The 12328-nt window shown below is 51.6% G+C and carries 10 protein-coding genes; 8 read left to right on the top strand and 2 right to left on the bottom strand.

The genetic code is table 11. The features are described 5' to 3' along the window. The first annotated feature begins 27 nt into the window (after nucleotides 1-27). Nucleotides 28-456 (top strand): hypothetical protein, encoded by a 429-nt coding sequence (locus D4L85_RS24050; RefSeq protein WP_119756704.1) that lies wholly within the window; start codon nucleotides 28-30, stop codon nucleotides 454-456. A 91-nt stretch (nucleotides 457-547) separates the two neighbouring features. Beyond that, nucleotides 548-2179 carry a GH35 family beta-galactosidase gene (locus D4L85_RS24045; RefSeq protein ID WP_228450605.1) on the top strand — a complete coding sequence of 544 codons (1632 nt, stop codon included), beginning with the start codon at nucleotides 548-550 and terminating at the stop codon, nucleotides 2177-2179. Between the two features lie 137 nt (nucleotides 2180-2316). Here the strand turns inward: D4L85_RS24045 and D4L85_RS24040 are convergent, their stop codons facing one another. After that, nucleotides 2317-3342: a zinc-dependent alcohol dehydrogenase family protein gene (locus D4L85_RS24040; RefSeq protein ID WP_119756703.1), complete on the bottom strand. Its 1026-nt coding sequence runs from the start codon at nucleotides 3340-3342 to the stop codon at nucleotides 2317-2319. 77 nt (nucleotides 3343-3419) lie between these two features. Then, nucleotides 3420-3752 (bottom strand): DUF6958 family protein, encoded by a 333-nt coding sequence (locus D4L85_RS24035; RefSeq protein ID WP_160143962.1) that lies wholly within the window; start codon nucleotides 3750-3752, stop codon nucleotides 3420-3422. 256 nt (nucleotides 3753-4008) lie between these two features. Here D4L85_RS24035 and D4L85_RS24030 point away from each other — a divergent pair, with 256 nt between their 5' ends. The 6 genes from D4L85_RS24030 to D4L85_RS24005 all read left to right on the top strand — a co-directional run bounded on the left by D4L85_RS24030 (nucleotide 4009) and on the right by D4L85_RS24005 (nucleotide 12328). Further along, nucleotides 4009-5115: a DUF4421 family protein gene (locus D4L85_RS24030; RefSeq protein ID WP_160143961.1), complete on the top strand. Its 1107-nt coding sequence runs from the start codon at nucleotides 4009-4011 to the stop codon at nucleotides 5113-5115. 275 nt (nucleotides 5116-5390) lie between these two features. Then, nucleotides 5391-7031: a carboxylesterase/lipase family protein gene (locus D4L85_RS24025; protein WP_119758917.1), complete on the top strand. Its 1641-nt coding sequence runs from the start codon at nucleotides 5391-5393 to the stop codon at nucleotides 7029-7031. Between the two features lie 30 nt (nucleotides 7032-7061). After that, entirely contained in the window at nucleotides 7062-8714 is a 1653-nt protein-coding gene (locus tag D4L85_RS24020; protein ID WP_119756700.1) for a carboxylesterase/lipase family protein, read from the top strand. A gap of 344 nt (nucleotides 8715-9058) precedes the next feature. Further along, a complete protein-coding gene (locus tag D4L85_RS24015; RefSeq protein ID WP_119754284.1) occupies nucleotides 9059-9448 on the top strand; it encodes a hypothetical protein in 390 nt (129 codons plus the stop codon). Nucleotides 9449-9456: 8 nt separating this feature from the next. Next, nucleotides 9457-10299 (top strand): IS3 family transposase, encoded by an 843-nt coding sequence (locus tag D4L85_RS24010; protein WP_119754285.1) that lies wholly within the window; start codon nucleotides 9457-9459, stop codon nucleotides 10297-10299. Nucleotides 10300-10585: 286 nt separating this feature from the next. Next, the gene (locus tag D4L85_RS24005; protein ID WP_228450603.1) at nucleotides 10586-12328 is read left to right on the top strand and encodes an alpha-L-fucosidase; all 1743 of its coding nucleotides are present in this window, start codon (nucleotides 10586-10588) and stop codon (nucleotides 12326-12328) included.

The following is a 12328-nucleotide window of genomic DNA, read 5'->3' as shown; positions in this document are numbered from 1 at the left end:
CTATGCCGCTCAAAGGTCCCTCGCCGCATGAAAAGAATTCTGATCCTCCTGTTGTGCCTGGCTTGCCGTTCGCTGGCGAGCGGGCAAACGTTTAACCGCGAACAAATCATCGGCACCTGGACCTGCCGGGAGGTCGCTTTCACGGAGCCGATCGAACAAACGCCGGAAGAAATGACAACGGTTGAAAAAACAAAACGGGGTCTCATTGGCTCCCAATTTATTTTTCAGCCCAACGGTCTCTTCCTGGTTCGTCTGCCCGCCAGCGCACCAACCGAGTTCAAAGAGCTCGAATCCATGAACAACAAAATGTGGCACATCAAAGCCAAAGAACGGATGGTCTTTGTGGGATCGCTCGACGACGACCTGATGATCATCAACGTGAGGAGCACAAACGGTTATTATTATTTCCATATCCAGGATTCGCCGTTGGCGTTGAGAATGGAGCGAAACCGATAGCATTTTCCCGCGGACATTTATTACATTAGCCTCTTAACCCATAGCGCGTCAAACCGTTATTGAGAACGGGCCATTCCGCATCCCTTAACCTATGAGACTTCAACCCTTCATCTTCCTCGCGTTTATCATGGCAGCCAGCCCGGCCGTGGCGCAAAAGAAATTCAATTCGATACCATCGCTCCGAAAGCAAGGCAAGGCCACACAACTGATCGTCGAAGACAAACCCTTCCTGGTGTTGGGAGGTGAGCTCGGAAATTCGAGCGCCTCGGATTTGGGTTATATGCGGCCCGTCTGGAAAAAGTTGAAAGACATGAATTGCAACACGGTGCTGACGCCGGTGTACTGGGAGTTGATCGAACCGGAGAAAGGCCACTACACCTTCACCCTACTCGACAGCCTCATCGACAGCGCCCGGGAACATGACCTGAAACTGATCTTGCTGTGGTTTGGAAGTTGGAAAAACAGCATGTCCTGTTATGTGCCTGCGTGGGTGAAAAAAGATTACCAGACGTTCCCACGCGCCCGCGACAAAAATGGCAAGCCCCAGGAAATACTCACACCCTTCAGCAACAACAATCTTCAGGCGGATATAAACGCTTTCAGTGCGTTGCTCAAACATATCAAAGCAAAAGATGAAGCGTATCAGACCGTGATCATGATCCAGGTGGAGAACGAAATCGGTATGCTCCCCAGCGCCCGCGACTATCATCCGGAAGCGACAAAGGCTTTTCAACAGCCCGTGCCGCAGCAACTCGTTCGATATTTAAAGCAACACAAGAACACCTTGTCTAAAAGTGTCCTGGGTGCATGGGAAAAAGAAGGGCTTAAAACGCAGGGAACCTGGGAGCAGCTCTTTGGAAAAAGATTGGCCACCGATGAAATGTTTATCGCCTGGCATTTTGCCGTTTTCACGAATCAGGTTACGGAAGCCGGCAAGAAAATTTACCCATTGCCCATGTTTGTCAACGCCGCGTTGAACAGGCCGAATGCACTCCCGGGCGACTACCCCAGCGGTGGCCCTCTGCCACACATCATCGACATTTGGAAAGCCGGCGCCCCCGCCATCGACTTTCTCTCGCCGGATTTTTACAATCCCGATTTTAAATTGTGGAATGATCGTTATACAAGAGAAGACAATCCTTTGTTTATTCCTGAAATACGCTTCGAGCCTTCCGTGGCCGCAAAAGCGTTTTATGCTATCGGCCATTATCACGCCCTCGGCTTCTCCCCTTTCTCGATCGAGTCAACCACTGCACCCCAGGACGAGCCCTTGGGAAAAAGCTATCGCGTATTGTCGCAGCTTACTTCATTGATCAGTGCTCAAGCCGGCAAGAATACAATGGATGGTGCATTGCTCGACAAGAATTCCGCAGCCGACACCCTCGTCTTTGGCGCTTACACTTTCACCATCAAACATGACTACACACTGGGATGGTCGCCCAAAGCAAAAGAAGATGCATGGCCTCAAACCGGCTGCCTGGTGATCGAAACGGCTCCCGGCGAATTCATCGTTGCCGGAACAGGCGTCGTCATTAGTTTTTCATCTACTCACCCCGATCAAGGCGAAGCCGGCATTCTAACCATCGAAGAAGGAACGTTCGACCATGAGCGGTGGACACCCGCACGAGTTATGAACGGCGACCAAAGTCACCAGGGCAGACACCTGCGATTCGAGGTGGGCAATTTTGGAATCCAAAAGTTAAAACTATACCAATACAAATAAACTGTACACCTCAAGCACTCCCTTACAACATCTGTATTTCCTCTGCGTCAACTTTGCCTGCTTGCCCGTCGTAGCTTTAGCGAAGACGGGCGCTTTAGCAATGGTGAGGCGGTGAAATGCATTTACACTCACTAAACCTACAGCACCAACACCTTCGCCCCCCGAACATGCTTATGCTTCAAATCGGTTAACGCTTCGTTTGCTTTTTCAAACGGATAAATTTCTATTTCAGGTCTTATCGGAATAGACGCAGCAATCGCCAAGAACTCCTCCACATCGGCACGCGTGATGTTCGCCACCGATTTTATTTCTTTCTCCATCCACAAATGATCCTGATACCGGAGTGCGAGCAATGCATCTTGATCCCCAGACTCCTTGCGAATAGCATTGATGACCAACCGCCCTCCCGGCTTTAATTGCAACAAGGCTTGCGTGATCGTCGCCCAAACCGGCGTGGTGTCGATGATGGCGTTGGCCTGGTATGGCGGCGTGTCGCCCGCAGCACCCGCCCAACGGGCACCAAGCCCTCTCGCAAATTCCTGCTCTTCAGCGCTCCGGGCAAAGACATCGATGGCACTCTTCGGATACAAGTGTCGCGCGAGTTTTAGCACCAGGTGACCCGACGCGCCAAATCCCGTAAGCCCGAGGGTATCGCCATCGGAAAGCCCGGCAAGTTTCAGTGAGCGGTAGCCGATCGCGCCGGCACACAAAAGCGGCGCAGCCTCTGCATCGGAGAACACAGCCGGTATGGAATAAGCAAATTTTTCGTCGATCGCTAAATATTCTGCGTAGCCGCCATGATGATCTCTCCCGGTGGCCCTGAAATCGGGACAGAGATTTTCCGTTCCCGCCAAACAATATTCACACTGCCCACACGCCGAATAGATCCAGGCCACGCCCACCCGGTCGCCTTTGCGAAAACGGTTGGCACGCGCTCCGGTTTCATGCACCACGCCAATGACCTGGTGGCCCGGTATGACCGGAAAGGCCGGCGGCGGTGTGCGGCCTTCTATTTCATCGAGCTCGGTATGACAAACGCCACAACATGAAACTTTGATGACCACCTCCCGCTCCGCAGGGTGAGGCACCGGCACGTCGCTCCAGTGGAGCGGGGCCGTTTCGCCGGCGAGGTTTGTGATCTTGGAAAGGAGCCACGCTTTCATGCCTTCGGTGCTATTTTAGGAAGATAGCAAGCGCACGGTAAAAGCGCAAAACTGAATTACATTTTTGGGAGGTTGGGTTATTGATAGTAGTCGAAAGATTTCCCTTTTTGCCGGGCCTTCGATGTTAACCGTAATACAAATACATTTTTCTTTAGCCGTGAAGGCATCAGCCGGATAAATCCTTTGGCTTCGAGGTCAAGCTTCACATGAAACACCAGCCACGCCACATTGGGATAGGTCGTGATCGTTTTTTCGGCCTCGGCAATGAGCGTTGCCAGGGTGGCGTCTTCTTCTTGCCTGATCTGCTTCAGTATTAGATCTGCCGCAACAGCATAGGCCTCTCTTTCGATTTTTACACCTTTGCTTTTACGCGGATGTTCGGTTTCAATCAACTCGTTATTCTTTTCCATCAGCAAACTCCCCATGCTTTTGATGACTGTTCAACCGGTAAGCTTAAATTGAAAAAGCTTTCCGCCGGCAATATCGACAGGATAAAATTACCCTGAACACGCCAGGATTGAACATTAGACGGATCGTTGGAAAATTTCGACAGATGCATTTTGCCTGTAAATCGCGTCGCGAAGGGTTGACCGTCCGTCCAACTTTCCTTCCGTCCGTCTAACAATGGCGCTCTTTTCATGTTATTTCCGTACACGCATCTCCCCTATGAAATCTTCCCGCGGCCGCCAGGTATTGTTTGCTCTGCTCCTTGTGGTCCCGACCGTCGCAGCCGCACAGGAAAATGTGTTGTTGCATCCCGACAAATTCTACCGGAAGTTCTTCCCGCACCTGCGCATCAAGCGCGCACCGCTCGACACGGCCTACATAAAAACCTATCCCAACGCGTTGTCGGTGGGTGTGCATGTGCTTTCTCCCGGCGTGCGGCTCAACCTAAGCCCGCGTGCATCGGAGGCGTCTGCGTCGTCGAACTTCCGCACGAGCATGGGCGACATCCTGGGGTTTTCGGCGAGCTATCGCTACGTGGCCGCAGGCTTTGCTTTCCTGCTCAAGTCGGGCCTTCAAAAAAATGACGCGTACACGCCCAGCGCTTATCGCACGGCCACGTTGAAATTCCTGGGGAGCGCATACTCGTTCCAATTCAAATACATCCGCATCAAAGGCTTCACCGACATCGGCGCAATCAACCGCGGCACCGACGGTTCGTATCGTCTCCGGCCCGACGTGTTGAGCAAGGAATTCCAGTTCGAAGGAATTTATAATTTCAATTGGAAACAGTATTCCTACGCCGCGCCCATCACGTTCTCCCAGCGCCAGGTCCGGAGCCGGATCGGGTTGTTGCTCAAGGCCGGCGCCTTCTACCACCAGTTGTCGGGCGACTCTGCGCTCATCACGCGCACCCAACAGCCTTACTATGATCCCGCCTTTGCCAACATCGCCACGCTGCGAAGCGTGAGGGTGGAAGCAGGACCTGGCGTGGGCGGCAATCTCGTTCTTCGCCGACGCTTTTTTGTTTCATTCGTATTTTTCCCTTCGGTCAATCTCTACCTCTACAAATTCCTGGAGAACCCACAGCAAAAGGTAAGCGCCCGTCAAGCGTTTGTCTTCCGGCCGGAAGGCCGGGCCAGTATCGGTTATCAATCCCGGCGCATGTATGGTGGTGTTCGCTTCGAATACGACTGGAACCGCGCCGCGCTTCAATTCATCACACTGTCTACCGTTAATCGCTACATTGGCTTTGATCTCGGCTACCGGTTTACCGCGCCTCGCGCGATGCGAAAGTTCTATCGGAAGACCATGCCTCCGGGTATGTAGCCCTGCAGCACTGAAATAAACAGGATGAAACCTTAGATGGATCTTTGAAAATCTTCGACAGATGCTCCAAGTTACCGAACACATAGCATGGAAAGGGGATTTGATGTATTGACCGGCGTTCTTTTGACAACGCAGCGGATCATATTGCCAAAAGCGCGCAGGCATCGTTCTCCCGGGGAAGCGTCTTGCCGCCTGTGGAAAACCAGATCGCCCCGCGAAAGAAATAAGCTGATTTTAGATATTATTGTGTACACGAAACACATTGAATGCAGCCTATGAAAAGAATCATTACCGCCATCGTACTCTGGAGCGTCCTCGCAGCTTTGCATGCCAGCGGACAAAAAAGCACAACGCTTCCCATTCAGAACGGACAAGATATTGCCGTGGCACAAACCAACTCGGGGAAAGTGCGCGGGTATATTCACAACGGCATCTATGCTTATAAAGGAATTCCCTATGCGCAAGCCAAAAGATTTCAGGCTCCACAAAAGCCCACACCCTGGGAAGGTGTTCGAAGCTCGATGACCTATGGCCCCGTGTCTCCGCTGCTAAATCCCACCACGCAGGTCAACGACGAAAGCGAATTCCTTTTTCATCACGATTGGGGATATACCAACGAGGACTGCCTCCGTTTAAATGTTTGGACGCCAGGGATCAACGACGGAAAGAAACGGCCCGTCATGTTCTGGATCCACGGCGGCGGCTACACGGCGGGATCATCGCAGGAGCTTCCCTCCTACGACGGCGAATCCATCAGCCGGAAGGGCGATGTCATCCTCGTGTCGGTCAATCACCGGCTGAACATCCTGGGCTTCCTCGACCTCTCTGAATACGGAGACAAATACAAAGGATCCTCCAACGCAAGCTTTCTCGACCTGGTGGCCGCCCTGGAGTGGGTGAAAGAGAATATTTCAAATTTTGGCGGCGACCCCAACAACGTCACGATCTTTGGACAATCGGGTGGCGGTGGAAAAGTTACCACCCTCATGAGTTCACCAAAAGCGAAAGGACTGTTTCACAAAGCGATCGTCGAAAGCGGCGTGTGGGCCGACTTCCAGGACAATGTGATCTCGAAGCGGATCGGCGCCGCCGTGTTGAACGAGCTGGGCATCATTCCTTCGCGTGTTGACTCGATCGCGAAAGTTCCGTACGACAAACTGGTGGCGGCCGGAAACAAAGCGCTCCAAAAAGTGCGCGAACAACTCGCCGCCGAAGGCAAACCCGTTGGCGCTGGATTACGCTTCGGCTGGGGCCCAACACTCGACAGCGATTTTCTGCCTTACCATATGAGCGATCCCAAGGCCCTTGCCCTTTCCGCGAACATTCCCTTGATCATCGGCTCCACAAAAAATGAATTCATCACATCGATCCGCAACCCGGACCTCAGAAAGGCAACTCCCGAACAAGCCAAAGCGCATTTACAAAAACAATGGGGAGACAAAACGGAAGCGTATCTCGCCGCCGTAAAGAAAACGTATCCAAACGACACCCGCGCCAGTGACCTGGTGGATATCGACGGTTTCTTCCGCCCCGGCATGGTCGCCGAAGCCAATGCCAAATCGGCCAACGGTTCGGCCCCAGTATTCATGTATTTGTTCACGTGGCAGTCGCCCGTGTTCAATGGCGACTATAAAGCTTTTCATTGTATGGAGATCCCCTTTGTGATGAACAACATTGCGCGCTGCGAGGAAATGACCGGTGGCGGCAAAGAAGCGTATGCGCTCGCCGACAAAATGAGCCAGGCTTGGATAAACTTCGCGCGGACCGGCGACCCGAATCACAAAGGTCTGCCCACATGGCCGAAGTATACCGAAGCCGTTGGCGCGACGATGCTGTTTGATAACGCGCCCGCGGTTCGCAACCAGCCCGACAAAGACATCCTGGCCGTGAGCGCCGGAACACCTCCCCGATTTTGATGACATGCTTTCTCTAAACCCACTCAAGCCATGAAGACCAATCGCAGAAAATTTATTCAGAACGCCGGGTTAAGCGCAGCAGCACTCGGCTTCGCCCCGCAGGCCATCGCTTCTTCCGGCAAGAACGATACCGACAAAGACGGCCAGGTATTGTTCATCGGAGACAATATTGCCGTAGCCAACACCGCCTACGGTAAAGTCAAAGGGTTCATGTTGCGCGGCATCAACACATTCCTGGGAATACCATATGGGGCCGATACTTCCGGGGCAAACCGGTTCATGCCGCCACAGAAACCCAAACCGTGGACCGACGTGCTGCCTGCGGTGTGGTGGGGCAACACAGCCCCCCAGAATATGGAGAAAAGATATGCGAATGTCTATGCCTCTTTTGTAGATCACTGGAACTACGACGACGTCAGCGAAGACTGTCTGAAGCTGAACGTATGGACGCCGGTCATCAACGACGGAAAGAAACGTCCCGTGATGGTTTGGCTGCATGGCGGTGGCTACGCCAACGGGAACGCTATTGAACAAGACGGATACCACGGCGAAAACCTTGCGCGAAAGAACGACATCGTGTTTGTTTCCATCAACCACCGGCTGGGGCCTTTCGGATATGCCCACTTTGGTGCGGCGGGCGAGAAGTTCGGTGCATCCGGAAACGTCGGCATGCTGGATTGTGTGGCTGCCCTGGAGTGGGTGCGCGACAACATCGCCAACTTTGGTGGCGACCCCGGCAATGTGACCATCATGGGACAATCGGGTGGCGGAGCAAAGGTGTGTGTGCTCACGGCCATGCCGGCCGCAAAAGGATTGTTTCACAAGGCCGTGGCGTTGAGCGGATCTTCTTTAAAGGCCGTGGAAAAGGCCAATGCCGAAAAGCTGGCGTCCTACATCCTGAAGGAAGCAGGTCTCACGTACAACGATATGGATAAGCTCCAGCAAATGCCCTGGAAACAGTACCTGGAGTTTGCATCCCGCGCATTCACGAAGTACAGAGAAGACATGAAACTGCCCATGTTCGGCGGGGGTGGCGGCTTTGCTCCCGTGGTAGACGGCACCTATCTTCCCCAACATCCCTACAACCTTGAGCCCGCTCCCACAGCAGCAGATGTTCCCATGCTCATCTGTTCCACCTTCAACGAGCAATCGCCAAGCAGAACAGACTCCACGCTTGAAAAAATAGATATCAACGGGGTGAAGGATAAACTCAAAGACCGTTTTGGCGATAAGACCGGAAGCATTGTGGATGCTTACACCAAAGCCTTTCCGGACAAGCGTCCGATTGAAATATGGTCCATGATTGCCAGCAACCGCCAGAATGCCATCGCCCTCGCCGATGCAAAATCCAAACAATCGGCTGGCGTGTATGTTGCCTGGTTTGGCTGGCAGCCACCGTTGTTCGACAACCGTATGCGCGCTTTCCATTGTTCGGACATTTGTTTTTGGTTCTACAACACCGACGTCATGCTCACCCATACCGGCGGCGGCGCACGGCCACGCAAACTTTCCACCAAAATGTCGGATGCGCTGGTAAACTTTATGCGTACCGGAAATCCCAATGGCGGATCGTTGCCGCGCTGGCCGGCCTACACGGCAGCCAACGGCGAGACGATGATCCTGGATGATACTTGCGCGGTGAAGAACGATCCCGACCGGGAAGCGCGGAAGGCGTTGGCTTGAAGTGTCTGGCGTTCTACTAAACCCGCTGCATCCGGCTCTTCACTAAAGAGATGAGGACGTGTCCTCTGTGTGAAGCGCGATGGCAGTGCGTGCGTTTCGTGCCAGATCGTGTGAAGTCAGATCCAATTGTTCCTGTGGCACGTTTCGAGCTTTGGCGCTTAACCCCAGGCTAAAGCCTGGGGTTATCCGGCGACGGTAGATTATATTAACACAAGTTTGAAGATGCACTTTATTAACCCCAGGCTTTAGCCTGGGGTATGAGTCCGCTGCATTCATTGCGCCACAGGTGCGCTAGCTGTATGTCTTGTCCTGAAATAGGTTTACACTAAACCAGTAAACCTGCAATGAGAACTAAAAAGAGAAAGTGGACCCGTTTAAGCGACGAAGAAAAGAAGCGGCTAATCGAATTGTATCATTCAAGAGGTGGATGCAAAGATGAATTTTGGCGTCAGTTCATAGATAAGGGCAGTAGAAATCAGGGTCGGTTATTGAGGTGGATGCGTCAGCTTGGTCTCGAGAAAAAACGTGTTCCAAGGAAACCCTTAAATTTGCGACCTATGGGTAGTAAGAAGAAGGGCAAAAAAGACTCAGATCAGGCGCTAACAGCCAGGATTAAAGAACTGGAAAAGCAGCTGGAGGATAGCCGACTAAAAGAAGAAGCTTACAGACGGATGATTCAGATAGCGGAGAAGGATCTCAAAATTGACATCCAAAAAAAGTCCGATACCAAGTAATCCATCAAATGAAGTTGCGTTACAAACACATCGCCCTGATCCGGCTATGTCGATTACTTGGTATAACTTCTCAGGCTTATTATCAACATTTCAAACATCAAAACTCTCAGCAGACTACGCTCAAAGTTGTATTGAGCCAGGTATATAAAATTAGGGACCGACATCCTCGCATGGGAGGAAGAAAAATTTATCGAATGATACAGTCTTTTTTGCACGAGCACCAAATCAAAATGGGCCGTGATGCATTTTTTAAGTTGCTAGAAATCAACAACTTATTGGTTGTCCGGAAAAAGAGAAAGGTATTTACGACAAACTCCCAGCACCACTTCCATAAATACCCTAATTTAATTAAGCAATGCATTCCAGATCGCGTAAACCAACTTTGGGTAAGTGATATAACTTATTGGAAAATTAATAGTGGATACGTTTATATCAGTTTGATTACGGATGCCTATTCGCGAAAAATTATTGGCTATCATGTAGCCAAGACACTGGAAGCTACTGGAACTGTCCAAGCATTAAAAATGGCTCTACGTACAATCCAGACGAAGCCCATCAGCCTAATCCATCACTCTGACAGGGGTCTGCAATACTGCTGTCGCCAATACACGCAGTTGCTTCGGGATAGCCTGATTCAAATTAGTATGACAGAGAATGGAGACCCCTATGAAAATGCTTTGGCTGAGCGTGTGAATGGTATATTAAAAGAAGAGTACCTTAACGAATACTCCGTTCACAATTTGAATCAGGCCAAGATGACAATGGATTTGGTAGTTAGGCTATATAATGAAGAACGCCCTCATATGAGCTGTGGCTACCAGACTCCTGAAATTATCCATTCAAGATGTTGAAATATGGATAACTCTCAAAAGTACATTACTTTGAAAGGTATTCTTGTGGAGTTATCCACATTCCAACATCAAAACACGACAATAGTAATGATGTTAAATCTGTAAACTTATTTTAGGACGAGACAGTAAGCACGCACGTTGATGGCGCAACATCGCTGTACCCTCCTCGAAGTGACGATTCGGGCAGTCGCTATGACGCCAGTTCGTGACCTTACCGAAACGTATTGGTCCTGCAATGATTTGTCTCCGCTTCGTTATATATTGCCAATGGATCATTCCCATTTGCATGAAAAAGATCAATTCCCTTCTCCACCTGGCCCTCGCGCTGGTGTTCTTCACAGCCTGTCAAAAAGAAAAACCTGTTCCGGAGGCTACCCCGGCGCAACCCATGCCAAAGCCCTCTGCTCAAGCCGTCGCCGAATGGCAACATCAGAAGTTTTCCATGTTCATTCATTTTGGTTTGTTCTCCCTGCCGGGGGGCGTCTGGAAAAACGAGCGGGTAACGAAGGGCTACAGTGAACAGATCCGCGCGCACGGAAAGATCACCAAGGAAGAATTCCATGCCCTGGCCAAGACCTTCAATCCCGAGAAGTGGAATCCGGATTCCGTTGCTTCGCTTGCCAAACAGGCCGGCATGAAATCGATTGTGATCACCTCTAAACACCACGATGGCTTTGCCATGTTTCACACCAAGTTTTCGGATTTCAATATTGTGGACGCCACACCCTACAAACACGATGTGATCAAGGAGCTTGCCGAGGCCTGTAGGAAACAAGGTTTGAAGTTCGGCGTTTATTTCTCGCTCATCGATTGGGATTTCCCCGGCGCCATGCCGATCTCCGAACACAACAGCGACTCCATTCCGCCCAAACACCACCAGCTCAACCTAAACCAGGTCGAGGAGCTCGTGACCCAATACGGCCCCCTCTCGGAGATCTGGTTCGACATGGGCAAGCCGACCCTTCAACAAAGCCAGGAACTGGCCGCCATGGTCCGGAAACATCAACCCGATTGCCTGCTGAGCGGCCGCCTCTGGAACGACCAGGGCGATTTTGCCGTGATGGGCGACAATGCCTCACCCGATTTTCGCATGGGTACACTGTGGCAGACCCCGGCATCCATGTTCGATGAAACCTGGGGCTATCGCTCATGGCAAGTGCGCGGCGATGCAAAAGAAAAAGCAAAGGAGAAACTCACATCCCTCATCAAGGTCGTGAGCGCCGGCGGCAACTATTTGCTCAACATCGGCCCCATGGGCGACGGTGGGATCGTTCCCTTCGAACGGGAGGTGCTCTTAACAATGGGTTCGTGGTTTAAACAGAATGGAGAGGCCGTCTATGGCACCACCGCTTCGCTCCTGCCGGAACAAACGTGGGGAGTATTGACCAGCAAACCAGGTAAGGAATATTTGTTTCCATTGAATGGCCCCGTAGACGGTAAGTTGGTTTTAAAAGGGCTGCAGTCCAAGGTAACAAAAGCTTACCGGCTCTCGGACAAATCAAAAAGTCTTCCCGTCGGTCAAGAGCATGGCGAATGGAAAATCGATGCGGGTAGTTTGAAATCAAAAGCGCTCGCCGATGTTATCGCGTTGGAGTACGAAGGTGATTTGCAATACACGCCGTCAAAGACCTTGGCAGCCGCCGCCGACGGATCGTATGCACTGACCTCCGACGATGCCGTAAGTTATCACAGCTACAGCGGGCACGATTATAATTCAACCAAGGCGACACGTATCAAGCTGGAATGGTTCATTTCCCAGGCTCCGGATGGACAATATACGTTGGCGCTTCAACGGCTGCCTACCGGGCAGGAAGCAACGGTTAAGATCACGGTCAACGGAGAAGCAACAGAAGCTGTCTTGAAGGGATTCGCAGCGCAAGATTCCGCTGCCCATATCACCACACCTTTGCTGCATTTTACGCTGACCACGAAAGCGATCACGCAGGTTGAGGTCACCCTGGCAGACCAATCCAATCCACATAAGGATCTTGGACTGGACGGCCTGGTGCTGAGAATGAAAAAAGACTAA

Source organism: Chryseolinea soli (genome assembly GCF_003589925.1).
Taxonomy (GTDB): Bacteria; Bacteroidota; Bacteroidia; order Cytophagales; family Cyclobacteriaceae; genus Chryseolinea; species Chryseolinea soli.
The sequence above is the reverse complement of the archived record's forward strand: the minus strand, read 5'-3'. Positions and strand labels throughout refer to the sequence as shown.

Excerpts from the sequence above, each read along its gene's own strand:
- D4L85_RS24050 (WP_119756704.1), top strand. The coding sequence starts at position 28 with ATGAAAAGAATTCTGATCCTCCTGTTGTGCCTGGCTTGCCGTTCGCTG.
- D4L85_RS24045 (WP_228450605.1), top strand. The coding sequence starts at position 548 with ATGAGACTTCAACCCTTCATCTTCCTCGCGTTTATCATGGCAGCCAGC.
- D4L85_RS24040 (WP_119756703.1), bottom strand. The coding sequence starts at position 3,342 with ATGAAAGCGTGGCTCCTTTCCAAGATCACAAACCTCGCCGGCGAAACG.
- D4L85_RS24035 (WP_160143962.1), bottom strand. The coding sequence starts at position 3,752 with ATGGAAAAGAATAACGAGTTGATTGAAACCGAACATCCGCGTAAAAGC.
- D4L85_RS24030 (WP_160143961.1), top strand. The coding sequence starts at position 4,009 with ATGAAATCTTCCCGCGGCCGCCAGGTATTGTTTGCTCTGCTCCTTGTG.
- D4L85_RS24025 (WP_119758917.1), top strand. The coding sequence starts at position 5,391 with ATGAAAAGAATCATTACCGCCATCGTACTCTGGAGCGTCCTCGCAGCT.
- D4L85_RS24020 (WP_119756700.1), top strand. The coding sequence starts at position 7,062 with ATGAAGACCAATCGCAGAAAATTTATTCAGAACGCCGGGTTAAGCGCA.
- D4L85_RS24015 (WP_119754284.1), top strand. The coding sequence starts at position 9,059 with ATGAGAACTAAAAAGAGAAAGTGGACCCGTTTAAGCGACGAAGAAAAG.
- D4L85_RS24010 (WP_119754285.1), top strand. The coding sequence starts at position 9,457 with ATGAAGTTGCGTTACAAACACATCGCCCTGATCCGGCTATGTCGATTA.
- D4L85_RS24005 (WP_228450603.1), top strand. The coding sequence starts at position 10,586 with ATGAAAAAGATCAATTCCCTTCTCCACCTGGCCCTCGCGCTGGTGTTC.